This is a genomic window from Bradyrhizobium sp. SZCCHNRI20481 (assembly GCF_032485055.1).
Taxonomy (GTDB): Bacteria; Pseudomonadota; Alphaproteobacteria; order Rhizobiales; family Xanthobacteraceae; genus Bradyrhizobium.
In genome coordinates this window covers 1-25,940 of record NZ_JAUEUE010000031.1, presented here as the reverse complement: position 1 = coordinate 25,940, position 25,940 = coordinate 1, and the positions used below count along the sequence as shown (strand labels likewise).

At 56.6% G+C, this 25,940-nt stretch carries 21 protein-coding genes and 2 pseudogenes; 9 read left to right on the top strand and 14 right to left on the bottom strand.

Translation table 11 applies throughout. The features are described 5' to 3' along the window. The 9 genes from QX132_RS32845 to QX132_RS32805 form a co-directional block, all read right to left on the bottom strand. Positions 1-339, bottom strand: coding sequence for a LicD family protein (locus tag QX132_RS32845; protein WP_316163862.1), 339 nt, complete (start codon positions 337-339; stop codon positions 1-3). Between the two features lie 154 nt (positions 340-493). Next, entirely contained in the window at positions 494-1,654 is a 1,161-nt protein-coding gene (locus tag QX132_RS32840) for an ATP-grasp domain-containing protein (RefSeq protein ID WP_316163861.1), read from the bottom strand. A 67-nt stretch (positions 1,655-1,721) separates the two neighbouring features. After that, complete coding sequence (gene tpiA, locus QX132_RS32835; protein ID WP_316163860.1) at positions 1,722-2,477, bottom strand: triose-phosphate isomerase; 756 nt, start codon at positions 2,475-2,477, stop codon at positions 1,722-1,724. A 71-nt stretch (positions 2,478-2,548) separates the two neighbouring features. Beyond that, a complete protein-coding gene (locus QX132_RS32830; RefSeq protein ID WP_316163859.1) occupies positions 2,549-3,265 on the bottom strand; it encodes an SDR family oxidoreductase in 717 nt (238 codons plus the stop codon). A 108-nt stretch (positions 3,266-3,373) separates the two neighbouring features. Beyond that, on the bottom strand, positions 3,374-4,219 hold the full coding sequence (locus QX132_RS32825; protein WP_316163858.1) for a TauD/TfdA dioxygenase family protein: 846 nt from the start codon (positions 4,217-4,219) through the stop codon (positions 3,374-3,376). Between the two features lie 209 nt (positions 4,220-4,428). After that, entirely contained in the window at positions 4,429-4,821 is a 393-nt protein-coding gene (locus tag QX132_RS32820) for an adenylyltransferase/cytidyltransferase family protein (protein WP_316163864.1), read from the bottom strand. Positions 4,822-4,935: 114 nt separating this feature from the next. Further along, positions 4,936-5,664, bottom strand: coding sequence for a phosphocholine cytidylyltransferase family protein (locus QX132_RS32815; protein ID WP_316163857.1), 729 nt, complete (start codon positions 5,662-5,664; stop codon positions 4,936-4,938). Beyond that, on the bottom strand, positions 5,661-6,260 hold the full coding sequence (locus tag QX132_RS32810; RefSeq protein ID WP_316163856.1) for a gamma-glutamyl-gamma-aminobutyrate hydrolase family protein: 600 nt from the start codon (positions 6,258-6,260) through the stop codon (positions 5,661-5,663). Before QX132_RS32810 ends, QX132_RS32815 begins: the two co-directional genes overlap by 4 nt. Next, complete coding sequence (locus QX132_RS32805; protein WP_316163855.1) at positions 6,260-8,563, bottom strand: PEP-utilizing enzyme; 2,304 nt, start codon at positions 8,561-8,563, stop codon at positions 6,260-6,262. Before QX132_RS32805 ends, QX132_RS32810 begins: the two co-directional genes overlap by 1 nt. Positions 8,564-8,797: 234 nt before the next feature. Here QX132_RS32805 and QX132_RS32800 point away from each other — a divergent pair, with 234 nt between their 5' ends. Next, a complete protein-coding gene (locus QX132_RS32800; RefSeq protein WP_316163854.1) occupies positions 8,798-10,078 on the top strand; it encodes a putative capsular polysaccharide synthesis family protein in 1,281 nt (426 codons plus the stop codon). Positions 10,079-10,364: 286 nt separating this feature from the next. Here QX132_RS32800 and cysN read toward each other — a convergent pair whose 3' ends face one another. Together cysN and cysD are read right to left on the bottom strand one after the other, a co-directional pair. Next, positions 10,365-12,260 carry a sulfate adenylyltransferase subunit CysN gene (gene cysN, locus QX132_RS32795; RefSeq protein ID WP_316163853.1) on the bottom strand — a complete coding sequence of 632 codons (1,896 nt, stop codon included), beginning with the start codon at positions 12,258-12,260 and terminating at the stop codon, positions 10,365-10,367. Next, on the bottom strand, positions 12,260-13,171 hold the full coding sequence (cysD, locus tag QX132_RS32790; protein WP_316163852.1) for a sulfate adenylyltransferase subunit CysD: 912 nt from the start codon (positions 13,169-13,171) through the stop codon (positions 12,260-12,262). Before cysD ends, cysN begins: the two co-directional genes overlap by 1 nt. A gap of 994 nt (positions 13,172-14,165) precedes the next feature. On the opposite strand from cysD, the gene QX132_RS32785 reads away from it, so the two are divergent. Next, entirely contained in the window at positions 14,166-14,321 is a 156-nt protein-coding gene (locus QX132_RS32785) for a hypothetical protein (RefSeq protein ID WP_316163851.1), read from the top strand. Between the two features lie 122 nt (positions 14,322-14,443). Next, positions 14,444-15,322, top strand: coding sequence for a phosphorylcholine transferase LicD (locus QX132_RS32780; protein ID WP_316163850.1), 879 nt, complete (start codon positions 14,444-14,446; stop codon positions 15,320-15,322). Positions 15,323-15,547: 225 nt separating this feature from the next. Here the strand turns inward: QX132_RS32780 and QX132_RS32775 are convergent, their stop codons facing one another. Continuing rightward, complete coding sequence (locus tag QX132_RS32775) at positions 15,548-16,612, bottom strand: hypothetical protein (RefSeq protein WP_316163849.1); 1,065 nt, start codon at positions 16,610-16,612, stop codon at positions 15,548-15,550. A 531-nt stretch (positions 16,613-17,143) separates the two neighbouring features. On the opposite strand from QX132_RS32775, the gene QX132_RS32770 reads away from it, so the two are divergent. The 4 genes and pseudogenes from QX132_RS32770 to QX132_RS32755 all read left to right on the top strand — a co-directional run. Next, positions 17,144-18,748, top strand: coding sequence for a nucleotidyltransferase family protein (locus QX132_RS32770; RefSeq protein ID WP_316163848.1), 1,605 nt, complete (start codon positions 17,144-17,146; stop codon positions 18,746-18,748). A 55-nt stretch (positions 18,749-18,803) separates the two neighbouring features. Next, positions 18,804-19,970, top strand: a complete 1,167-nt coding sequence (locus QX132_RS32765) for an MFS transporter (RefSeq protein WP_316163847.1) — start codon at positions 18,804-18,806, stop codon at positions 19,968-19,970. A gap of 281 nt (positions 19,971-20,251) precedes the next feature. Next, the gene (plsY, locus tag QX132_RS32760; protein WP_316163846.1) at positions 20,252-20,878 is read left to right on the top strand and encodes a glycerol-3-phosphate 1-O-acyltransferase PlsY; all 627 of its coding nucleotides are present in this window, start codon (positions 20,252-20,254) and stop codon (positions 20,876-20,878) included. 14 nt (positions 20,879-20,892) lie between these two features. After that, a pseudogene (locus tag QX132_RS32755) lies at positions 20,893-21,348 on the top strand (transposase); the annotation flags it as partial. A 169-nt stretch (positions 21,349-21,517) separates the two neighbouring features. Here the strand turns inward: QX132_RS32755 and QX132_RS32750 are convergent. Further along, positions 21,518-22,090 carry a hypothetical protein gene (locus tag QX132_RS32750; protein ID WP_316163863.1) on the bottom strand — a complete coding sequence of 191 codons (573 nt, stop codon included), beginning with the start codon at positions 22,088-22,090 and terminating at the stop codon, positions 21,518-21,520. A gap of 1,238 nt (positions 22,091-23,328) precedes the next feature. Between QX132_RS32750 and QX132_RS32745 the strand changes: the two genes are divergently transcribed. Together QX132_RS32745 and QX132_RS32740 are read left to right on the top strand one after the other, a co-directional pair. Beyond that, a complete protein-coding gene (locus tag QX132_RS32745; protein ID WP_316163845.1) occupies positions 23,329-24,027 on the top strand; it encodes a Type 1 glutamine amidotransferase-like domain-containing protein in 699 nt (232 codons plus the stop codon). A gap of 515 nt (positions 24,028-24,542) precedes the next feature. Continuing rightward, positions 24,543-25,142, top strand: a complete 600-nt coding sequence (locus QX132_RS32740) for a TVP38/TMEM64 family protein (protein WP_316163844.1) — start codon at positions 24,543-24,545, stop codon at positions 25,140-25,142. 149 nt (positions 25,143-25,291) lie between these two features. Here the strand turns inward: QX132_RS32740 and QX132_RS32735 are convergent. Next, a pseudogene (locus tag QX132_RS32735) lies at positions 25,292-25,940 on the bottom strand (hypothetical protein); the annotation flags it as partial.

Below are 25,940 nucleotides of genomic sequence, written 5' to 3'. Positions count from 1 at the left end.
TCAAGGGGCAAAATCGGGGGGGCCATCCATCGGGAAGATGTCGATGAAAATGCCCGTCTGCATTTTCATATGCTCCTGCCCGAGACGCACGAATTCGGATTTCCTGCGCCGCAGACGCCTGTATCCCCAGCGATAATGGGGATCTATCTCATGATCCTGATAGAAGAACCTGCTTTGATCCAACTCGTGCTTGCAGGTTTCGCGGAATTTCTCATATTCGGGCCTCGTCAGCACGACGTCGACGTCCCAGGGAATAAACCCGCCGTGACGCACCGCGCCAAGCATGGTGCCCATGAAGACGCTATAGCGGGATGCCGTTCTTCCTGCAGATCCGGTCAATTTCCAGAGTCATCTCCAGAAGCACCATCTGGAGGCTTTGAAGCTCCTTATCGGTGTACGTATAGGCTTGGTTCGCCTTCATGCGGTCCTCGCGGCCATCGTCGCGTGCTGTACGGCCAAAGTCCGCTCGTCCGGCAATGGCCAGAAAGCGTGGTTAGAGACATGGGCTTCGCATGTAGCTGAGCACCGATGTCTGAAATTCATCGCGCCGCGCCACCGGAGCGTAGCGCCGGATCTTCGCCAGCAGCTCATCCAGTGAGCTAGCGACCATGATCTGTCGGCCCAGACGGCCCGGACGCGGTCTGCTGGAGCTGTACATGATGTAATCATCATCGGGCGCCGGCGTTAGGATTTCCGTCATTGGAAGCTCGGCGACAAAATGCGAGGCTGGAAACTCGGACGGCATCGTCCCGTTCAGCGCATAATCGAGCGCTATTCGATAGGGATTTACGCCCGTTGCCAAATGGGCCGCGCGTGTTGTTCCCGAATACCGTGCGTTGATTTCGAACAGATAGAGCTCGTTCCGGGCCACCACAAACTCAAATTCCAGCCATCCATTGGGATCCAACGCGCTGCAGAGTTGCCTGCAGGCCGTCACGACCGCCGTATGAAGTGTGCCATCGTATTGAGGCGGAATGATCCTCACGCGATCCAGGGCGTGAACGTTGTCTGGGCGCGTCGGCCCCTTGAGCATGATCGGCATGGGACAGAGTCCATCCTTTGTGGCGAATACATTGACCGAGACTTCATGTCCTCTGATGAACTGCTCCATTAGATAAGGTCCCGCTGTGAAATCGAGGTGCGCGAACGAGCCGCGTGCGGGGATCATCTTCTGGTCGTCACCAGCCGAACCATTCACCCTCTTGCACACGACCAGGTCATCTCCGGCGAAGAAATCCGCTCTGAACTCCTCGGCCGAGTTGGCGACGTAGCCTTTGGGAGTCGCTATTCCCAGAGCGTGGCACAGTTCCTTCGTCCGCCACTTGTCGAGAGCGATCGAGGCCGTGCGGTGCGGGTGGGCTACGAAGGGAATCGCCCTGGCAGACAGCAGTTCGACCAACTGGCTCTCGACGACCGTCGCGTCGTCGTCGATGCAGTTCGACAGCACACATACCGGCCGCCTGGTGTCGCAACTCGAGACGATGGCCTCGATGAACGAGGTTTCGTCGTAAAAACAACCGCCATCGGCTCGCCTTGGGCTACCGCTCTTCGAAAGGCAGAGTTCGATCCTAGCCGGGGCGAGGCCGCGTTCGCCGAACGCGCGCTCGACCATGTCAAGGTTGTGATCGCCCGTGATGATTCCGTAGTCACTCATGTTTGGCCCCGGCAAGGAGGGATGCTGTCGCCGATCGGCGGTGCGAGGGCCACCGGTCGGCCGCGGCTCAGTTGGATGGAGCGCCGAGCGACAAGAAATGAGCAGCATTGAGGCTCGCGCGTCCCACCAGGACGCCGTCGACATCGACGGTTTGAAGAATTCGCGGCGCACTCTCAGGCCCAACCGCACCGCCGTAGAGAATGCGAATCGCCAGCGCCTTGTCTCGCCCAAATATCCCGCCCAAGGTCGAGCGGATCGCGGAGTGGATGTTGCCGATATGGTCGATTGTCGCGCTGGAAGAAGCGCCGATGGCCCATATGGGCTCATAAGCGACGGCTATGCGTTCCGGCATGGCGGTGTCGGGAACGGATGCTATAAGCTGCCTGGAGATGACCGAAGTCGCACGTCCGGCAGCATAGTCTTCGGTGGTTTCACCGACGCAAACAATCGGTGTGATCCCTTCGCGGATGCCTGCCTGTGCCTTGCTTCTCACTTGACCGTCGGTTTCTCCATGCGGGCCACGGCGTTCAGAATGGCCGACAATGACGTATCGACAGCCGACATCTCTCAACATCGCCGCGGAAACATTGCCGGTGTATGGACCGAACCGAGCAACGTGACAGTCCTGTCCTCCCAGGCCGATGCCCGTGCCCGCGATCACATGTCCAACCGGTACGAGCAGGTGCGTCGGCGGAAAGACGACGAATTCGCAGCCGCGTTCGGTCTGGTTGCGCGCTTTTTCCCTCAGCGCTGAGGCCAACGCAATGCATTCGGCCAATGTGCCATGCATCTTCCAGTTGCCGGCGATCAATTTGGGTTCCATGGCATACTCGCTGTCGAAGGTTGAACACCAGGTGAATGACGCATGTCTCCGACTGCCATTGGTGTCTTGGCTCAGATCCTGTGATCCTGCGGCAGAAGAAGCAGGCGGGCGATGTTGATGTGCGAGGGCTGTTCCGCGATCAGCCGTACCAATGCTGCGACTTCCTCCGCACGAAGCGGACGTTCGATGTTGCGCTCGATGGCGGGCGGAATCTTGCTCTCGCGGTGCAATTCCGTCGTGACAAGCCCCGGTTGCACGCAGGACACGCGCACGCCGGTGCCGGCGAGCTCAAGGCGCAGAGCCTCGGACAGGGCCTCAACCGCGTATTTGGTGCCCGAATAGGCGCCTGCCGTGGCCCGTACCTTGGTGCCCATGACGCTGGAGCAATTGATCAGGTGGCCTTCGTCCACTCGACGGAAGTGCTTCAGAACCGTATACGCGATGCGAAAATTCGCCTCAACATTGATGCGGACCATCGCGCAGACGGCGTCGATATCGATTTCCTCAATTGTGCCATCGTGGTTCAATCCAGCATTGTTAAACACGATATCGAGACGGCCGAATTTGCGGAGAGCGGCGCGAAGCAGCTCGGCCGGCAGCCCGGCATCGGCGAGGTTGCCCGGCAGGTAAATCGAATCGGGAATGCGAGCGGAGAGATCGGCAAGCCGTTCAGGTCTCTGGCCTGTCAGGACGAGCTTTGCTCCGGCTTCGGCAAAAGCTCTGGCTGTCGCGTGGCCAATGCCGCTTGAGGCGCCGGTAACAAGGGCGACCTTACCCGTCAGACTCATCGTCCTGGTCCTTTTCACAGCAGTTTGTCGCGAACTCATTCGCGGGTATGGGAGCGCATGCTGTAACCTCTCATTGAGACGTCAAGCATCTGTCGGCACCCGGCTTCTTCAGTACGGCCGATCTCCCCGGATGACGACCCGGTGGATCACGCGGCGATGTCCATGATAGTCGTTCAGCGCCATATGATGGGTGCACCGGTTGTCCCAGATCACCACGGTGCCCTCTGTCCAGGACAATCGGAATGCGAACTCGTGCTTTTCACAATGCTCAAAGAGGAATGAAAGAAGCGCCTTGCTTTCCTGTTTACTGAACCCCTGCAAGGCGACCGTGTGTCCATCGTTCACGAAGATCGACTTGCGCTTGGTCTCGGGATGTGTGCGCACGACCGGATGCGTCGCCGAATGCTGCGCTTGTCCAGTGATGACTACCTTTGTCGATTGATTTTCCCGGCTCTTCGTTCCCGTCGCGCCGTAGGTCGCGCCCGCATCATGAACGCCCTGCATGCCTTCGAGACGCTGCTTCATTGCATCGGACAAGGCGTCGTATGCAGCGTACAAATTCGCGAACAGGGTATCGCCGCCGCGCGGAGGCAGTTCTCTCGCGACCAGAACGACCCCAAGAGGCGGCGTCTCGATGTAGGTCATGTCCGCATGCCACCCGCCGCCAAAGTTGACCCGATCGTCTTTCTCCTTCACGATCTCTAGTATTTCCGGATGGCCGGCGAGGGGAACGGAGTATGGGTGGATATCCAGCTCGCCGAAGCTCGCCGCAAATGCTTTGTGGTGTTCCGGTGTGATGTTCTGGTTTCGAAAAACCAGCACGAGATTCTCCAGCAGCGCCCGGCGAATCTCGGCTACGACGCGGCCGTCGAGCGGTTGGGACAGATCCACGCCACTCACTTCTGCACCAAGGGCCCCGGTATTCGGTGAGACGGAGATCGTTTCGTAACCCATGGTTGGCTCCTGATGCAGAATGGTATTGATTGTCATTGGGTTTGATTTTGAAGCCGTTGGTCTGTTGATGGTCAGCTTATGGCGACGATATCATCGGGACACCTATAAGGAATGATAGGTCGCGGCTGCAATTCTGAACGGCATGCGACCAATTCCGCGATCCGTGCGGGGCTCGCCTCGGCACGCAGGAACTCCCGGCATGTCCGGTTCTAAGGCGCAGGTTTGAGCGAGCGGATCTGGGCCACGATGTCCGTGGTCGAGATGTCCGGGGTCCGCTTCAGATAGACGACCTCGACAATATCATTGAATTCGTCGAACTTGTTCGTGTAGTCATCGCCCATGGTGACGACGTCGGCGCGATGTTCGAGCAAATAGTGCCGCTTCAATCCCTTGGCCTCCTCGACGAAGACCTTGTCGACGCAGCGGATCGACCGGACGATATCCATTCGCTGCTGCTCGCTGAAAAGAGGCAGGCGTCCCTTTCGACTGAGCACGAGCTGGTCGGATGAGACGCAGACGACAAGCCGATCCCCAAGTGCCGCGGATCGCTCGAGGAGTCGCAGGTGCCCGATATGGAACAGATCGAAGGTACCGAAAGTCATGATGGATTTGTGCTTTGTCATGCGTGCCTCCGGAAATTCACACGGTTGATAGCGAAGTACGCTGTCTCGCGAAGGCGAGCAAAAGTGTCGGAGCTGGTTCACGACACGCATATCCTAGCACTCAGGATAGAGGCGTTCGTAAATCTTGATATCCTCCGGGGAGTCGATCTCACCCCAAGGGCCACGATTCGCGACGGCATCGATCGCCGCTCCGCGGTTGATGGTTTCTCTAAGAAGCGTCGTCATGTCGACCCCGGCCCGTTCGCGGTCAGGTAAGGCATCCAATGCGCCGAGAAGCTGTCGCCAGCCCGAAGGCTCGATGCGAAAGAGGCCCATATATTGGCCGCTCGGCAACTCCCGTCCTTGCAAGCGCCGTCCGATGTCGACGACGCGGCGGTCCGCATCGAGCTCGAAGGTCTCCGAATCGTAGCGTGGATCCGTAAATCGCATTGACCAGAGCCGTAGCCAGTCCGGATCGTAACAGACGACGAGGGCGCCGCTAGCGTCGTGAAGTGTCCTCACTGTCGCGGCAGAATAGAAAATGTCGCTATAGCTCACCAGCACCGGCCCGGCTTCGAGCCAAGGCGCGGCGCATCGGAGCGATGCGACAATTCCGGCACGCTGCCATGCAGGGTTGAAGAAGCGGTGGTCGGCCATGCCTGCAAAGCAGCTGGCGCGGTATCCCGTCACAATGCCGATTTCCGTTGCTCCGCCCTGTCTTAGCGCCTCAAGCTGGCGTTCGATGAGGCTTCGGCCGTTGAACCGAACCAGAGCTTTCGGATGAGATTCAGTCAGCTCGCGCATGCGTGAGCCACGACCGGCGGCCAGGATGACGGCTCTCACGGGTCTCCTCCGAACAAATGGGATGCGAAGAGGCGCTTGTCCTGATCGTCGAACGGGTCCTCGCGTTCGGGATGCCACATGATTCCCAAGATCCGCCCAGCCGTGTCTCGGCAGGCCTCGGTCAGGCCATCATCACTGCGTTGCAGCGCCACAAACCCCGTTGGAGGATCGGCCGCCGCATAGTCGTGGTACGAATTCACAATCCTGCCGGAAGGGAGAAGTCGGTGACGAGCTCTGACGTGGCCGCTGACGCGTACTAATTTGGCGCCAGCGGCGGCCATAATGACCTGCATCCCACGGCACACGCCAATGACGGGCTTCCCGTGCTCGGCCGCCCATTCCAGCAGCAACGCCTCTACCTGGTCCCTGATCCCGAACGTTCCACTCACCGCCGCGACGTCTCCACCGCCAGTCAGAACGATGACGTCTGGAGCGCTGCGACGGATAATTTCCGCGACCGAGGTCGGACAGTTCGGAAGGGGAAGACAACGCAGCCCGCACGTCGCCAGAAAGCACAGCCATCGCCGGTCGAGCCCATCGCGCTCTTCGTCGCGATGCTCAACCCGGTCGACGCGCATGGTCAGTGCGGCCAGCATCAGGCTAGCACCTCGACACTTTCCACGCCGCAATCGATGCGGAGGTGTTTCGCGCGCAGCCAGATCTCGAACAGCTTTTCTCCGGCGCCGATCACGGCAGGAAGACCGAGCTCGGCTGCACGGATCGCCATATGGGAATTGGAGCCACCATAGGCGGTAATGAGGCCGCCGATCCTCTTGCCAAAGAGCCAGTCGAAGCCGGGATCGGCGTTCGCCACGAGAACGATGGCTCCGGAAAGATCTTCAGCCTGCGCGGTCCGGACGGGCCCCTCCACAATGAGCTGCGTCACGAAGTTGGGTTTCACGCTCGGAACATGAAAGGCCCACACATCCTCGGGCGAACTGATTAGCGGCGGTAGCGCGACAACGCTGGTTTTTTCATAACGGCTCATTCCGAGGTCTATCGATCGCCGCAACACGTCCCTGGCGCCCCAGGTAGAGAGCCTGAGTTCCAGGACATCGCGGACGTCCGCGAATGAGAGCTCGTCGCGCGTGAAGCCGTAGTCCGCTCCGATCGCGTGGACCAGATCAAGCGCCTGGGATACCGACCTGGAGAAGGTGAATTTGGCCGTCTCGCGCCCGATAATCGAGCGCGCTAGAAAGCTCATGAAGCCATCCGCGGTCCCAGGGAGGCCATGATGGACAAGGCCGTCCTCAAGCTTCATGATCGTTGCTGGCGAAAGGGTGAAGGCCGTCTTGGCCGGCTCGGGCGGACCGTCGGCAACGGCGGGAAGGTAGCGGTCGGGGCTCTCGCGATACGAAGCAATCCTGATGTCGTAGGTGCCAGGGCGCAGATGGCCATACCGCTGCAGGAATTGCTGGCGGTCCAGAAGGGGCAGATGCGCCAACAGCCTGGACGCTGGCGTGTTTAGCGAGCGCAGAAACCGCTCGGAGTCCTCTTGCCGCAGCAGGCCGACGTTCACCGCGGAGCGCAACAGATCCGTTGCCACGAATGCGGCCCGGGCGAGGCCCGCGAAAGGACCCGTGCCATAGCGACGACAATCACTCAGCACCTGGTAGAGACAGTAGATTAGCGACTCGTCATGGCGGTGGAGACCAGCTTGGCGCTCTTCGAGCCGCCAGATGGCCTCCTCGTCGCGACAGACGCGCCGGCCCGCAGCGCCGCACAGGAAGCTGCGTGTGAGCCCCCGAAGCTCGCGGGTGATGATCTTCCGGTCTCGATCCGAAAGCCCGGCAAGATGGGAAAGCTTGTCGCGGACATCGAAGCTGTAACAGGACGGGATGATCTCGAATTCAACCTTGTCGTGTAAGTGCGGATTGGCCGCAAGGCGATCTAGGCACGCGTCGACGAAACGCTCCGCCGTGGCCTCGTCCAGGCTTGAGGGCAGGAGAGAATTGAAGCTTGCCCTGACATCGACGTAGGGCAGGCCATGCAGCGCGATGATCAAGGGCACGTCGCGCGTGTCGCGGTAACCGTATTTATAACGCTGACGCGCCCAGACTCCGTCGGTGATGAGAAATCGATAGAGCGACAGCGCCAGCGGACGCGGCCTGAGGCCGATCATCTCAGCGGGATTCCAGTCAGGCATCACGCCGAGAAGACTACGCTTTCCGAGCATTCCTTTCCTGTCCCCCAGGATGCTGACCAGTGATTGATGGATCTGGTTCAGCGCCTGGAGCTGCTCTTGGGCAGTCAATGGCGATCTCGCCGTCACGACAAGATGCCGAACCTGCAGCAGAACCAGCTGACCGTCGCATGTGACGGCAAACTCGATGTCTAGCGGGATGTCGCCCGTGAGCTCCTCGAGCTCGCGCATAAGACGAATCACGTCGCCCAGCGGCTTGGGATGATTGGTGCCGGGGTGCCGGCTTGCGATGTACACCTCGACGCGGCCTGCGCCACCCGACGTTACAAGCGAAGTATCGCTGTTGAGCGTATAGTTGATGATGTCACGGCGAGCGCCGGACCTCGGGTCGACGTTGAAGGCAACACCGCTAGCAAGCGTCTTGGCGAGATATGGCTGCACCAAGACTTCGTCGTCCGGAGCAACGTCGCCATAGGACGCGACGACCTCGGCAATCGAACTTGCGACGTGCGCATCCTCGCGGCGACATCGCTTCGACAAATATCGCCCGGCGAACGACGCGTCTTGAGAATCCTCGTTTGCAGCGCTAGACCGCACAAGAATGTCGCCGGTGAGATCGTCACGAGCCCGGATGTTTGCGAAAATTCGGTCGGGATTGTCGCTCCAGTCCCGCGCCAGGAAGAAAAAGCTTGGCAACACCTGAGCATTTTTCAATTTTCCGGCCAGGCCGGCAAGTGTACGGGCTTTCGACGTCAACACAGAAGGTCATCCTCCTGGCTTCATAGAATCCTGAATGTTCCCGATAGCGCGCTCAACTTAGGCCCGCGACATCATCGTGACACCTGTCAATATTGATAGGGGTGGTGATGGTCATTCGGTTGTAAGACACCGTGGAAGGCAGCGCGTAGAGAGCTGCGCGTGCTTCGATGCGCGATCATCGCGGCTTCCGTCCACAGATCGCCGATACCGGACCATGAGGAACAATGAGCTGTGGCTGGCATCAAAAATCCAGAGCGACGCTTTGCAAGCATCTTCGAAAGAAGAATCGTTCTGTATGGCGCGGGCGTGACGGGCGTGGAGACCTATAAGATCCTGAAAAACTACTTTGAAGGCGCGCGTGTGACCCATTTTTGTGATGCCCATAAAACCGGGCATATGAGCGGCCTCCCCATCATCTCGCCTGAGCAACTGAAGACGATGTGCGCGCGAGAGGCGCCCATGGTCGTCATTACAGGTTTGGCGGAAAATCATAGGGAGATCACGGACGACCTGCAACGGTTGGACATAGCCGCTGATCAGATATTTTCCCTCGCCGAGCTCGATGAGCTCGTTGTTGACAGCATCGACGATGATCGCGTCGACGAATGGTATCGCACGATCAAGCGTCACAAGCGAGCTTTGCCGAACGATAAAAAGCGAAGTCTGTATTTGAACTGGTGGTGCCCGGAACATTACTGCGAGAACGACATATTGGTCTACCAGCCGGGAAAGGTCGGCTCGTCGTCCATCTGCAACAGCCTAGCCACGCTAGGCGTCAATGTCACTCACGTTCATATGCTTACAGACAGCTTCATCTATGACTTGATACCCGAATTGGCGTGGGAGCCGGAGATCGAGGAACGGGAAATCATCAGCAAATGCTCGCGATACTGCAGCGACAGAATAAAGCGGGCGCGCGAGTTAAAAATAATCACGCTGGTGAGAGAGCCTCTGAGCAGAGATTGCTCGCATTTCTTCTATCACATGGGTGAGCTTTTCAGAAATGGGTACTTGTCGCCGGACACTTCATTGCTGGAGGCGTGCGCCGAGGGGATCAGAAAGCGGGCGACGCAGAATGGACGGTGTGAGCACGGATACCAGTTCGAGTGGTTCAATAGGGAATTGAAGGCGGTGTTCGGGGTCGACGTCTACGGCCATCACTTTGACGCGCGACAGGGCTATTCGATCATAAGGCAGGACAACATCGCGGTGTTGGTCATCAAGCTGGAAAGATTGAACCATCTGGAGCGGGTCGTCGGCGAATTTACCGGTGTGCCGGACTTCAAGCTGATCAACGCGAATGAGGCGAGCAAGAAGGAATATGGGGATCTGTACAAACGCATGTTGAAGTCGGTGGAAGTCCCCCACGACGTCGTCTCGCTCTATTATGACGGCAATCGCTATATGGATCACTTCTATAGCGAGGAGGAGAAGGCCTCGTTCTTGAAGGAGTGGCGAATAACGCGGCCGACTCGCATTTCGGGTGAGCCATGTGGGACAAATCTCACGTAGCTGCGCGATTGTGGCGAAGAACGCCGGTGATCACCCACTTTACTGCATAGCTCCGGGCGTGGGAGCATTGACGTTAAGGTTGCCAGAGACCTATCACGCATCTTTCGTGGTGGTCGCCGAAGGAACGGAGCCTGCCCTTCGGAATGCGACGATATGACCGACGAACTTTCCCAAGCCACTCGCCAGATACAGAAGAAGCCACTCCATACCGGTCGTAAAGCGCCTACTGACGACCGCCGTAGGAGCCGAGAGACCAACCTTCAGTATCATTGACAAGGATAGCCAGCTAGAAAATGTTTCGTCGCACGAGCTGTTCAACTACCCGATCGGCCAGCGTCCTGGCATTGTCCTGAGCTGCGAGCAGGTGCAACTCAGGACGTTCAGGCGCTTCGTACCGCTGATCCACGCCCGTGAAGTCCTTGATTTCTCCCGGATAAGCGCGTCGGTAGAGCCCTTTCGGGTCGCGCGCAGCGCAAACCTCGATCGGAGTGTCTACAAAGATCTCAATGAACTCACCCTCTGCGATAAGTTCACGCACCATTTGCCGCTCTGCGCGGAATGGCGAGATAAATGCGCAGAGCACCACTAAGCCAGCTTCGGTCATCAACTTAGCGACCTCGCCAACCCGGCGCATATTCTCGACGCGGTCGGCCGGCGTGAAGCTCAAGTCCTTGTTGAGCCCGTACCGGACATGGTCGCCGTCCAGCATGATCGTATGTATTCCCCGTGCATGCAGATCCGCCTCCACGAGATTCGCGATCGTCGACTTGCCGGCGCCGGAAAGGCCGGTAAACCACATCACCGCTGCCTTGTGGTTCATCAGCCGGCTACGCTCGACCTTGCTGATGGTGATTGGCCGACGATGAATGTTGGTTGTACGACCTAGTGCTAAGTCAACCATGCCAGCGGCCACGGTCTCATTCGTCGTGTGATCGATCAGAATAAAGGCGCCGGTACTAGGGTTATCAACATAGGCATCGAACGGCACCGGCCGGGCGATTGAAAAATCGCAGGCGCCAATCTCGTTGAGCTCCAGTATGTTGGCATTAACCTCGCCGGCTCCGTCTAGATCGATGCGATGCTTGACCTCCGTCACTGTCGCCAGCAGCGTCTTCTTGTTGATCTTCATCAGGTAGGAGTGGCCGGGCAGCAGTGGCATCGGCGACATCCAGACGACATGTGCGGAAAGCTGGTCCGCGACCGGCGGTAGATCGCGCGGCGCGACCAGCATATCGCCACGAGCGATGTCAATCTCGTCTTCCAGGACGATTGTGATTGCGTCACCGGCCTCGGCCTCTGCAACCGCGCCAGCCGAACTGATGATTGATTTGACCTGGCTGACGTGGCCCGCTGGCAATACGACAAGCTCGTCGCCGACGCGAACTCTCCCGCTGCAGACCGTTCCGGCATAGCCCCGGAAATCGAGATCCGGTCGATTGACCCACTGGACTGCGAGGCGAAAGGGATACTGCCGGGAATCATTTTCAACCTCCACCGTCTCTAGATAGCGGAGGAGATGGGGCCCATTGTACCATGAGGTATTGCCGCTTACCGAGGAAACGTTATCTCCATAACGCGCCGAGATCGGAATGGCGATGAATTCCTTGAAGCCGAGCTCAGAAGCAAAGCCAGCGAACTCCGCGGTAATCGCCTCGAATACCACCTGCGAATAATCGACCAGATCAATCTTGTTCACGGCCAAGACAATATGACGAATACCGAGCAGGCTCGCAATGATGGCATGCCGACGCGTCTGGGTCCGAAGCCCCTTCCTCGCATCGACAAGCAAAACGGCCAGTTCACAATTGGATGCGCCGGTCGCCATATTGCGCGTATATTGCTCGTGACCCGGAGTATCGGCGACGACGAACGCGCGCGTCGGGGTCGCGAAATAGCAGTAGGCCACGTCAATTGTGATACCCTGTTCGCGCTCCGCCTCCAAACCATCAAGTAACAAAGCGAAATCGATATCGCTTCCAACCGCGCCGAATTTTCTCGATTCGGATTTCAGCGACGCGAAATCGTCGTCCAGAATAAGGTTCTGTTCGTATAGCAAACGACCAATTAGCGTCGATTTGCCGTCATCGACCGAACCGCACGTGAGAAAGCGCAACGCCGGTCGACTGTCGGTCCGGCCCAGCGTCTGTCCCGCGCTTGACGAGGCGTTATCGGGCGCATGCATTAAAAGTAACCCTCGCGCTTCTTCCTCTCCATCGAACCGCTATCGTCGCGATCAATCAACCGCCCCTGCCGCTCCGAACTGGTCGAGCAGCTCAATTCTTCAACAATCGCATCCAGCGTATCGGCATCGGAGCGGATCGCCCCTGTCAGTGGATAGCAGCCCAGCGTGCGGAATCGGACGGTTAGTACGCGGGGTTCTTCGCCTAAAAGCAGTGGCAGGCGCGCATCGTCTACTACGATCAGTGTACCGTTCCGCGACACGACTGGGCGCGGTTTAGCGAAATAGAGGGGTACGACGGGGATACCTTCGGAGCGAATGTAGTCCCAGACGTCGAGTTCAGTCCAGTTGGACAGCGGAAAAACGCGCAGCGATTCGCCTGGCCGAATGCGGGTGTTGAACAGCCGCCACAATTCGGGGCGCTGATTCCGTGGATTCCACGCGTGGCCGACATCGCGATGCGAGAAGATCCGCTCCTTGGCTCGACTCCGCTCTTCATCGCGCCTTGCGCCGCCTAAGGCGAGGTCGAACTTCCACTTGTCTAGGGCCTGACGTAGGGCTTCGGTCTTCATCACTTGGGTATGAACAGAGGAGCCTGAATGGATCGGGGATATGCCCCGGCGTATGCCCTGTTCGTTGATATGAACCAACAGGTCCATGCCCGCGGATTGGGCTGTGTCGTCTCGAAATCTGATCATCTCGCGGAATTTCCACGTCGTATCGATGTGCAGCAGCGGAAAGGGCGGCTTCCGCGGGGCAAAGGCTTTCTGGGCAAGATGCAACATGGCGCTTGAGTCCTTGCCGATGGAATAGAGCATCACAGGGTTGCGGGATTCCGCGATTGATTCACGCAAAATCTCAATCGCCTCCGCCTCGAGATACCGCAAGCGCAGATTGTGTTTCCGCCAAGTCATCAGATGAACCGGTTGCTGATCTGGTTGCCGTGGATGTTTGTCTGTGTGCCATGGACCCCCAAGCCAAATCGGCGACAATGACACGTGTCGGGATCGAATGCGAGACAGTTTTTCCTCGGGGAGATCAACGCTAACCGAAACGTGTCACACTCGCCAGTTTGTCGTAGGTTACTTCGGGTGACGTCGTCTGATCTGCTCAAGAGGAGTGACCTCCCGTTTGACTTTCGGCATTCCGACTAGGCCTAACCGATTAGCCTCGATGAGAGCTACTCATCGCGCGCTCGGATCATTTCGAAAGCTCACTCTGGATCTTTCCGCCAATGTTCGACCGAGAAACAGAAGCTCTGCAAAACGTGAGCTCTCTTCAATTTGCCGGCTAGGCCAGCAAGGGTACGGGCTTTCAACGTAGGAAGGTCATCCTCCTGGCTTCACAGAAGCCTTGAAGTCTTCCGAAACACCTCAAGGCTACGACAATCTATCATGTGCCAACCGCAGCCTTACCGCTCTTAGTGGCACTTCGGCACCTGTCAATGTTGATAGGGTGATTTTTTGAGTCGATCAGTCGTATTCTGCAAAAGCCCCGTATTGGAAGAGGACATTGTGGCGTGCGCGCTCGTGGCATTCGGATGAGATCTGCGTCGGTCGAGTTAGGCGCTGCGCTAGGACTGTTGGCCGCCCGTCCTAATCGAGGGGATTGGAGCAGCCTTACTGCGATTCTCAGCCTCGGTGAGATTGCCGCCTATAAGACAGCGGCCGAATGCTGCTTGAATAACTATCCCGACTACGATCCCTCTCCGAGTCAGAGCAAGATGAACGAACGTAGACTGCCGAGCAGCTTCATATCCAATCTCGGCGCGAAATGGTGGTGGCCGAGGGAAAATCGCTCATGGTGGTTTGCGTCCTTGAGCAACCGATTCACCGGGCCTAAGCGCCATTGGCCGACGCAGCGCGACGATTGCAGAGTCATTTTACTGGAAAGATCGACGAAATACACATGATCGCGGTCGAGGGCGGCATCGATGGCAACTGGAAAATGCATGGCTCGTTGGCGGCCGGTCCCGGCCGCCTGGGGCGGAAGCCCATCATCGCGAATTCGTTGGAAGAGTTGCTGGCGAAGATTCAGCGCTATGCACCAGCGATGCTGGCGTGATGAATTTCGAACGGCGGCGCTAGACCATATTCGAAGTCTTGGTATCTGAGCCTGCTGTGAGCTCTTCGAGGGCGTCGCTAGGGTACGAAGGGTGTAGTTCGGCAGACGTCAACGAGGATCGCATGAAAGCAAACGGAGCCCATCAGTACTCTAACGAAGAGCTTCGAAGCCTCCAGATGGTTCTTCTCGAGATGCTTCTAGAAATTGACCGCGTTTGCAGGAAGAATAACATCACCTACTGCATCTTCATGGGTACCATGCTCGGCGCTGTGCGCCATGGCGGATTTATTCCCTGGGACGATGACGTAGACGTCGCAATGATGAGGCCAGAATACGAAAAGTTTAAGGAAGCCTGCAAACTGGACTTGGATCAAAGCAGGTTCTTCTATCAGGACCATGAGACCGACCCGCATCACCCATGGGGATATGCTCGGATGCGGCGCAGGGATTCGGAATTTGTGCGTGTGGGACAAGAACACATGAAAATGCGAACGGGGATTGTCCTGGATATATTTCCGATGGATAGCACTCCCGACTTTGCTCCTTTGCGCGCTGTGCACTGCTTCTATTGTTTCGTTCTACGCAAGCTGCTGTATGCAGAAGCTGGCCGCGTAGCGGCCGGAACAAGCGGTATTAGGGCGTGGTACGCCTTTCTGAATTTGATCCCGCGCCGCTGGGTGTTTAATAGAATTAAACAGCTCTCAATGAGGCAACGTAAAACCAAGTTAGTCCGTATCTTGGCCTTTCCTACACCCAGGGGTCGCCCCTTTGGGTACCCGCGCCTTTGGTTGGAAAGACCGGAAGAAATACAATTCGAGAATTCGATAGTCTTTGGCATCAAGGATCCCGATAGCTTTTTGAAGTTTAGCTATGGTGACTACATGCGCTTACCACCGCCAGACCAGCGCAGGTGTACTCATCCGGCAGCAAAATTTCGATTGCCGTCGGACATAGATGGTCGACGGCAAGAGTTGAATTCGAGGCGGCCGCAACAAAGCTGAGTTACGTCCGAAGTCGTCGCTCGCTTGATGCCGCCGACGGACGAGACCTAACCGGCCATTCAACTCTTCGAGAACCGGTCGGTCCGATCGAGACCGGAGCGCATCCGCGGCCGGTCAGTCCCGCGCCGCGGCCAAGTGCCAAAGCAAGAGGGTCGATGGGGGGGGGTCGGGGCGTGCGTTACGCGAATATGTCAGATCCGCATTTCTTGCGGCTCAATGCTGCGCTCAAGTTACGATTTCCGATACATCGTCGAATAATCTCTGCTGCTGATCATCATCCAAAATCCCATACTTCAAATGGCAGACCTTCGGCAAAGATGCGAAAACACGGGCGAGGTTGGATACGTCAACTGACGAGTCATTCAGATCGTCGAAAAACGGAGACCAAGTGTAGTTATGGTATCCATAAAACAATGATTGACGCAGCAGCGAAAGCGCGTTGCTGCCGTCTTTGTCGAACTCTATCGAATAATCATTTCTGGACAAATCAAGAGAGGGAACCAAGATCAATTCAAGCCCGCAACGGAATGACAGTTGATGCATCGGAAAACATCTATCAAATAAGCAAGGTAAAAATTCGAATTTTTCGTTGAGGAAGTTATAGTTGCTTGTCCCAACAAAAACGCTTGATAGAGCCTTGCTATTCTCGATCGTTTCTTTGCTCAATCTAACGCATTGAGGATAAGCGGTTAGAGTAAGCGAGTCATCGCGCCTCGTACATAGTACGGCATCGTTTGCGATATATCGTGCGCCTTTGCCCAATAAATGGACCAGCAAAGTGGATTTGCCGGCCCCCTTAAGGCCTGGCATGAGTATTCCCTTGGAATCAATTGAGCAGGCCGAAGCATGTATATTTAGATGTTTCGTCTGCTGGTACTGTGCAGCCACAGGCTCTCGAACGAGATTTCGCAAATAACTCAGCTCAATTGGGTCCTCTTCGTGGTAAAAGTCGACAACGCCGTTTGCTAGATCGAAGGCCGTCAGAGACGTCTTGTCCTGTGAGCTATGCAAATAGCAGTGTCTTCCGTCGACTATTCCCATCTTGGTTGAAGTATCCTTGAACAGGCCCGCGCTTTTCGCCAATTGTGCAATATCTGTTACAGTTCCGACAGAAGAAACCTTGTGGGACACGACGGACCATCTCTTCAATGGATCTGTAGAGTATTTGCTATCCCAAAAGTACTCGAAACAGGCTTTGATGGACTCTAGTTCATTAGCGTCGTTTGAATGCAAGGTGACACAAATCCCATCGTGAGAAATGGATAGTGATTTCATGTGGCCACCAATCATGAATCATCTCCTATTGTGTGAGTCGACCCAACGCAAGAAGCTATCCTTGGTGGGCGCACCCCAGCCTAGGGGTCGAGCTTGTGCCAATCGCGACCCTTCGACATCCCGGCCGACATTGGCAAAAGAAGAAACTGCAGGATTTAGGCCGAACCAACAAATCTGGCCCCGCTCGCCCCCGCCTCTGACCAGTGAATGACAACAATGATATGCCGGCCAGCGCAATCTGATCGGCTGAACGCGCCGACAAAGCAGACCTGCGCGAAACCCGTGTTTATGCGTGCCAAGCGCCGCTTGTTCACTCGTCGCTCTCTTGACGTACGTTGCAGAAGACGATGACAATTCTCATTGGCCGGCCTCATTGCGCTCTAGTTTATCGTGGTTGTATGTCATAAATATGTCGTCCTTAGGATGTTCTGTCAAATGACGCTGCGCGGTGCGATATGGGCGAGATCGATGCGGACGTGCAATCGGGGCTAACAGACTGCGTTGTCGAGCCGTAAAGCGTATGATCCTGACATCTCGGAGACAGCGATGAGTGCGGAAGCGGACATCGAGCACATCGAAGCTCTATTTCCAATCGCGATGTGGGCCTTCGGTTCGCGACCGCTGCGTACAATTCTGGAATTTCCTGACCGTGACGTCGAGGCCGCGTGCGGAATGCACAAAGTAGTCGGTGTCGCGCTCAAGAGACTGAGAGAGTCGCGGCAGGAAGAGAGGACCAGGCGCCTCATTGCGCGATTGTCCGAAGTAGCGCTCGAAATCGAAAGAGAGCACGAGCGTATGAAACGAGTGCTCGAATGGGTAGCGAGTGTGCTGGCTGAAAGTGGGGTGGAGATGATATACTTGAAGGGAGGAACAAGATATCTGACAAGCGGCCGTATAGACGATCTCAGATCTGCGGCTGACCTCGACGTAATAGTGTCGGATGCGGACAAATGCCTGAACGTGCTGCAAGCCCAAGGCTTCGAAAGCTATCGGATCGTTTCCGATCATGAACTGGTGAACCTGACCGTGCAGGGTGTGCACGTGGATTTTCACAAATATTTTCCAATACTTGAATTCGATCATGATATCGATAAGCAGCATCCGCATGCCGCAAACGGCGAGGGCCGGAGCTACAAAAACTTCTCGATCCGGCCACTGGAATTCCAAACAATTAGAAAACACGTGGATCGATTTCCTGGTCTGCCGTCAAACACGTTCTTCACCAAGCCGATCATGTCATCCCTGATCACCGCGGCGCACAGCTACCGGGACTACGTAATGCGAAGTTCGGTCTCGATGCGACGCAAGCCTGTGGTGCGGATTGGTGACCTTGTGGAGTTTAACTATTACACTAGCCATCCAGCATTTGAGTTAGCTACGTTTCATAACCTTGTGGAAGCGTCCTGCGTAAGTCAGTCGGTAGGGTGGATAAGAGAAGTGACAAGCTTGCTGAGCGAGCAAAGTCTCCGAACTGAAGTAGGCTCGAGCCCGTTATCAAGCTTGATGACGAGATATCCCAGATCCATCTTTGGCCCGTTCTGCGCCTCGTATCTCATGAATGTCGAAGAAATTTGCGCGTCCCAGCTAACAACGGAAAAACTATTGAGGGCCTGGTTAGGTCGCGATCCGGGAGAGGTTCATCTTCTTCACGACAGGAAGGTGCAGTTCGGTCGGCAAGAGATATCTTCGTCTGCCGAGCTAATTGGGGAGAGGGAGAGCATGAGTTGTTTGCCGGCTGATCTCGAGGGCGCGACGCTGCATCACGAATCGCCGACTGCCAAGATCGTGATCGGACTTGGCTTTGGCCGTCGCTGGCATGAAACCCGCAGCCGCATCCATCTCGAGCTAGCCAGCGAGCTCATCGAAGTAAACCATCGACCACAAGAAACGAACTCCAAGGTCAAGGGAACTCGCGCAGCGATGAAAGCAACACTGTTCGAGGTTGATCAGGCTGACGATCATTGCAGAGTGCGGTTCGTTATCGATCTAAGCGGCCTCGATCTGGTAGAAAAGGAGCGGATAGCGGCGATAATTTCGATCGCCGAGATCGGTCAGGATCAACGCATGTCATACGTCATGGTATTGCCGTTGACCCTGGTCCTCCGCGAAGCCAATGCGAGCGGCGCGCGCTTCAACGACATGACAATCTGAATGTCATGGGGAAATCTATCGAAAGAGTGGACGTGCCCGTCGGAGCCGCCAATTCATGACTGACGAGTCTTCCCAAACCGTCCGTTCTGTTGTTCTGTCTGCTAGCGCACTCGGTCTCGTCTGGATGGGGGACGGTCTGCTCGGGATTGTTTTGCCATTGCATGCCGCAAGTTTCGGGATCGCCCTTCCGTGGGTCGGGGTTGTATTGTCTTTGAGCCGTATTGTTTGCATCTTCGGATACGGATGGATTGGAGGGCTCACAGGGCGATTCGGCGGCAAAGCCCTGATGGTCGGCGCCGCTTTGACCGCAGCGGTTTCTACGTTTCTGTACGGCCTGGCTCAGGGCCTCATGCTGCTGTTGGCGGGTCGCTGCCTCTGGGGCCTAGCCTATGGAGCATTGAATGTTCTCACAACTGTTTATGCGTTCAGTGATGGAAAGACAGCGGGACGTCTCGTGGGCCTTAGTCGAGCGATCAGCACACTAGGAAACGCGATCGCGTTGAGCGGCGGTGCGCTCGCGACGGCTTACCTGGGCCCGCGAGATGTCTTTTTAGTGTTGGGAGTCATTGGTCTGTTCGCCGTGCCGGTCTCGCTGGCGTTGCCTGCTTTGCGCGACATCTCGGCCGAGCAGGCAACGCGATCTCGAAGCCGATGGAAGCCATCATTGTTCAACATGCTGTTCTTCACGCTAATGGTCGCGGTTGATGGCTCGCTTCCGATGACGCTTTCGCTTCTTTTCGCTCAAAGGTTTTCGGTCGGTTCCGCGCTTTTGACGGCAGGGCTAATACTTGCCGCTTTGCGCGCGACGATCGTGATTGGCTCCTTGATCGGCGGACGCATCGTCGAAAGCATCGGAGCGAATCGCGTGCTCGGGATTTCCGTCGTCAGTATCACTATCGGATTGCTGGGCGTCGCCGCGGGTTTCATATATACGGGCACCGGCACAATCATTATCGGTCGGGCATTCCTTGGAACGGTCGGCCGGGTTCTCGTTGCGAAGCAGACCGGGGGAACGAATGTCGAGCGGGCGAGCGCCTATTGGTCATGGATCGATTGCGGCCTTGCCGCAGGCCCCCTCGTGGTCGGCGCGCTGTTCGTACCGCTCGGGCCAACCGGGCTCTATTCCTTGCTAGCGCTTGCGGTGACTATTGCGTTCGCAGCCTACGCTGCAGGTATCGTCAGAGCCCGGACGGCCGTCGTTGCTCCGACGGAGGCCTTATAACAAACGCGTGGTATCGTCCTGACTGTTTCTGGTTGGCCACGGCGAGGCAAAGTCGGGATCGGGCCAAACCTCAAGGGTTTCGATTTCGCGGCGAGTTTCGACCACTTGATGGACGTTTCGAGGCATCGCTCTTCAATGCTATTGCGTTGCTGGTTGATGTCATATATGGGCAGGCCGTTCAGCTGGCGCCCGTAAGCAGATCTGCGTATTCCTGAATGCTCCAGTCAGGCCGACGTCGCTCGGGCGAAATTGTCGACGCCGACAGGACGAAGCGAGAAACAATGCTGATGGATGCCTTAAAGTCTTTCGCCGCCTTCTTTTTGGGCTACGTCATTGGTAGCTTCAATACAGCCGTGATCGTCGGGAAATTTTACGGCAAGGACATAACCAGTCACGGAAGCAGGAGCGCGGGGCTCAGCAATACGCTGAGAGTGCTCGGAATGTCTGCTGCGGCGTTCGTTCTTGTTGGTGACGTCCTGAAGGGAATAATTGCCTGTCTGATCGGGTTGTACGTGGGCGTCTACACCTATTCCGGAGAGACAGCGGATTGTGTCAGTCTGCTGGTGGCAGGCACGGGTGCCGTCGTAGGGCACAATTGGCCGGTCTATTTTGGGTTTAAGGGAGGCAAAGGAGCTCTTACAGCGGTATCGGTGCTCTTTATGCTCGATTGGTTGATGGCTCTCATGTGCGTTGGTCTCTTCGTGATCATCGTCGCGTCAACCCGGTTTATTTCCCTTGGCACGATTTGCGCGGCACTCTTTTTCTTGGCCATTTCGTTCATACCTGCTTTTGGTCACGCCTTCTATTTTCATCTATTCACCGGCCTGATGGCGGCTATTGTTGTTGTCAAGCATCAGCAGAACATTCAAAGGCTCATTGCGGGGAACGAAAACAAACTCTCATTTTGATCTCGTTGCGTAGCCATGGCGCCGTCCTTCAACACGCCGTGCCTGAACGATTGATCAAGGGAGGACTGCCGACCGAGCGGCTTGTCGCGCATGTCATTGATGCAAAGTACCATTGGCATTTGCCGCTCTACCGTCAGACGCAGATGCTGGCGACCCACGGCATATCGCTCGACCGTTCCACGCTCGCCTACTGGGTCGGCTGCGCCGCCCGGGAGCTGAAGCCTCTGTGGCATAGCCTGCGCAGGCTCCTCGCCGCTCCGAAGCTCTGTGTCGATGAGACCCCGGCGCCGGTGCTGGATCCTGGGCGCGGCCGGACCAAGACCGGCTACTTCTGGGGGGCTGTCGCGCGATGACAGGCCTTGAGCTGGACCTGATCCGCCTGGGGTGGTCTATGCCTATGCACCGGACCGCGGCGCGGTTCATGGCTTGAGACTGCTCGGAGGCTACGCGGCATCATCCACTGCGATGGGCTCTCCAGCACGATCTTGAGCTTCTCATCCTCAGACCAGCGCCGCCGTCGACCCGTCTCGACAACCTCAGGTCGCCCGATCCGGGCACTGTCCTTCTCTCTGTCCATAAGGTCAGTTCTCAGCCAACACCAAATTGCCAGGGCGGCCCTCGGCGGACGATTACGAACAGTCACGAGTCTACCCGGTTCCATTGAGCGAGGCGATGCGCGACCAGTGTGTTGGCGACGGCGAGCCCAAGATCATTGTGACAATGACATTGCACGTCTATCGCGGTGGAGTTCTTTACAAGCGCAAGCTTCCTTGCATATTTTTCTGGAGTCATAATTCCTATCGTGTCGAACAATCGCGTTCGATCTGCGCCCAACTCGCTCAATCGCCCCGCGTAGTCGACGAGAAGCGACTCATCCGTGCGTCCAACGTCTTCAGCGCTTATCGAAACAAAAGCACCTCGGTCTTTCGCGTAAACAACCAAATCGCTCGCGGTTTCGAGCACCCACGTCCGAGTCTTGCCGATGCTCTGTCGGAGGTGAACGTCCGATGTCGGCAGCCCGATATGTACGGCGTCAAATCCCAGACCGAGAGATTGGTTGACGTCGTCTCGAACCCCTCGATTCCAAGCGACTAGCTTCCGCTCGATATTATACTCAACGACTTCCTGAAGAAGGCGAAGCTGGTCTCCTCCCATTTTCGGAATGCCAACTTCGATCCACTGCAATCCGACCCGGACTAATGCGTCAAATATCTCTCGCCTTTATTCTTTCGATCACGCGACGCCCGGCGCCTGCTCGCCATCCCGAAGCGTCGTGTCCTCAAGTATAATATTGTCGCTGCTCAGCACGTCTCTGCTTCATCTTTTTGAATTCTGAGTGGCTTCAGACTTCTTCAAAGGGATGCGATAGTACTTAAGTTGGCATCTTAAGGGGCGCTCCAGCGCCGTCCGCGTCGTCGATCAATTGGAGTGGTCACGGTACGATCAAGGCGATAGTCTGTGGTCGCTGGGGTGCCTCCAAAGCATCTCGCAGTGCGGTTAGGATCCTCATTGCGTGGATCTGGCTTAATCGGTCAGGTTTAAACAGGCTCGCCGATTGGCCTTGCCATGTTATCGCGAGATGATATCTCATTAGATGCAAGCGTACGTCACCAGCATGGCATTGACAGCTATCAAGATTGATAGGGCGCGGGTTGCGGGGAGGGGCTGATCAGGGAAATGAGCTCAAGGGAGAGTTCAATATGCAGGTTGCCATTAACAAGGCTGGCCAGAGTTCGCGCGAGCTGGCGCACCGGTCCACTTCGCTGCGGCCTTGCCTGACTCGCTGGCAACTGGCGACGAAGAGGTCAAGCGGCTTAGCTAAACTAATGCGAGCGCGTCACACGACAATTTCACCGGCGGATGAGGCCGTGTCATCCTGCAATGACGTAAGCGACGCGCGCCAAAGAGGGCGGCAAGAGACGAATGTCAATGCACTAGAACTACGTGTTCGGTTCCAGCCAGTAAGGTACGGGGACTGCTGCGGGTCAATAAGCGCTGCATTTCCCTTCGCTTCGAATGCGCAATGTTGCTATCGCGACCAGAACATCAGGCGCGGGCGCCAGCGCTCATGATCAAGATATTATAGACCGTCAAAGGAATGCTCAGAAGGGTGTGAGCGATACTGACAAGATAGTCATAGGCAGATAGAAATGCGATTCGATTGGCGGCGAGGGATTTGAAAATCGGATGTGAGGAGTGGGTGTTCTGGTGACCCGCGCGGAGGCGAGAATTGGCTGCTGCTTAGGAACGTGGTTCGCAGGCCGAAACAGGTAATCAAAATGGTTGCTTCCGTTCCGCTCATATGCTGCCGCCTCCGTTGCCAGATTGGCGTCATGAGAAATAGAGATCATATTGGGTCGGGGACATTGCGGTGCGCGGTATAGGAAATCTTACAAACGTCTCGATACGATCCTGCGACATCGCCACACGACAGACATAGAGAGAGGCACATGCAAGCACAGATCATTGCTATGGGAGGCGGCGGGTTTTCGACAGAGCCGGCCAATTTGAAGCTGGAACGATACATTCTGGCCCAGGCGAGGAGGCCAACACCAAGAGTGTGCTTTCTCGCTTCCGGAAGTGGCGACCCGAACGGGTATACTGTCCGCTACTATTCCGCCTTTAATAGCTTGGACTGTAAACCGAGCCACCTCTCATTGTTCAAATTGCCCTCTGCGGATTTGGCATCCTTTCTTCTCGACCAGGACGTTGTTTATGTCGGAGGAGGTAATACCCGAAGCCTATTAGGACTGTGGATGGAGTGGGACCTCGATCGGCATCTTAGGACGGCGTGGGAGAATGGAGTTATTCTCGCCGGGACCAGTGCTGGGGCGATGGTTTGGTATGAAGAAGGGCTGACGGATTCGCTTCCCAATCAACTGGTTCCTCTTGCTTGCCTCGGGTTTCTTTCCGGCAGCTATTGCCCCCATTTTTCGAGCGAAGAGGATCGGGCCCCTAAATTTCGCAGTCTCATTGCGACGGGTGCAATGAGCAGTGGAGTTGGCGTCGACGACGGAGTCGCACTTCACTATATGGGAAATGATCTGCACGCTGCGGTTGCGGCGCGTCAAAATGCCGGAGCTCGATTCATAGATCGTGTTAACGGAACTGTTGAAGAACGAGAGGTAGAGGTTCATTTGCTGAAATAATGAGCGCGCACTCACGCGCGACCGAAGATCTTGTTGACTTGCTTCGACAATTCGCGTTGTTTATGAACGACCGCGCAGGTGGTGGAGTTCATCACCGAGGCGCCGTTCCGGCCGGGTGCCAAAGCAGGATCAAAGAGCATCCTGACCATCAACTACGGACCAATCGGGGGCCGCCCGATGTTGCTGTAGACGATGCCACTCCCGTCGTAGATCTTCGAGGTCACGAAGCTGTAGATCGGGCCGGCTTGGGTCTGCCATTCTAGCAAAAACCGATAGAGCAACGTACCCTCAGTCCTGCCCATAAGCGAGACTGAATCACCGATATCTCTGCGCCGCAACTGCCGACGTTTTCAACAGAATCGGCCCCGAAGCGGCATCTCAACCCTCGAAGCCACCTAACTTCCGGTTGATCCGGCCTGCGCACCTTGCTGAAGGTGCCCTTCAGATCGTAAAGAGTTCGCCGAAAACGGCGCGCGCATGATCTAGGTTGCAGAAGAAGCTCAAGGTGGTCCGCAGTGACGACGACGTTCATAGAGTTAATCACCGCATTACAGAGCGCTCCGCTCATCAGCATGGGAGCGCTGATCATCGCTCTCGTAGTAGGATCGCTAGTGTTCGTTCCTCGGCCTCCGTTGTGTATCGCCGGAGGACTCATGCTAGGATTTGCAGCAATACCGATTGCGGCCTTCGCTGCGACGGCAGGCGCGGTTCTGGGGTTCTTGACGTCCCGCCATTTGCTGCGTTCGCGCTTCGCCAGGGCGGCCCAACGCCGGCCCGTTTGGCAGGCGGCGGTCGAAGCGACCAATCATGAAGGATGGCGTCTGATCGTGCTGCTGCGTCTGGCGTCGCCCGTCCCCGGAACCATAACAAATTGTCTGTTCGGTCTATCGCAGATCGGCCTCTTTCCGTATACGGCCGCCACCTTTTTCGGCCAACTGCCCCAGATTGTGATGTTCGTCTACATGGGCGCTGTCGGGCGATCGGCGCTCAATGAGCGCGGAGACTCGGTCGTCAGTTTAGCGATGCTGATGTTAGGACTCTGTCTGACCGGCTTCGGTATCGCGCGTGTCGTGCGACGGGCCGGAGTCCTGCTTGCTCAGCATCAGGCCGCCTGAGTGGAGACAACGTCGCCTTGAAGTCCTTCGGCCTCCGGAATAAGTCAAAATCGGTCTTATCAACCGTGTGATATGGTTTTCCGCTCTATCGCAACAAGCCGAAGATCTCAGTGCCGACCAGGAGGTCTTAAGCAGGCCAAAGGCCGGGTTCACCTGTCAGTGATCTCTGCGTTGTTCGACGCGTCCCGGCGTTCTGATCGCTCGCCCTGGTCGGCCAGCCGATTGCAGAACACCACACTGTGCGAGTTGTTGCTACTCCCGGCCGGGATGTAGGCAAATAGGGTCTTGCTGGCAAACTGATATACCTCTGGCTGCGTATCCGAGAAATACAAGCGTACGAGCTTGCCCGAGCCATATCGCGGCTTGTTGAATCGAGCCTCAACATACTTCAGCTGCCCGCTTTTCAGATCAGTCTGCACCGCCAAAAATACGTCTGTTGGAAGATAGGCAGAGAAAAGCCGGAGGTCTGGCTTAAGTCTGATGTACAGCAACACGGGGTGTACCTGAGCAGCATTCGCATCGCTGCGATGATGAATGCGCGAGCACATCAGAGAGCAACTGACGTCCCTGCCGAGGTGCTTGGGCAACTTGGGTTTGGTCATGACGATTTCGGCAAGCAAATGAGCAATAGCTTCATCTGTGCTGGAGTCACTCTCGCCGCCATGCGTTGAGATGTAGTAGCTCGCGGTGACCGATTTCACGTGAGCAATCAAAGAGTATTCCTCTTCGGGTTGCTTGCGGTTTGACAGTCGTTCTCTAGCCGGCATTCGAGGTCTTTCCTTTGGCCAGGCGGAGTGG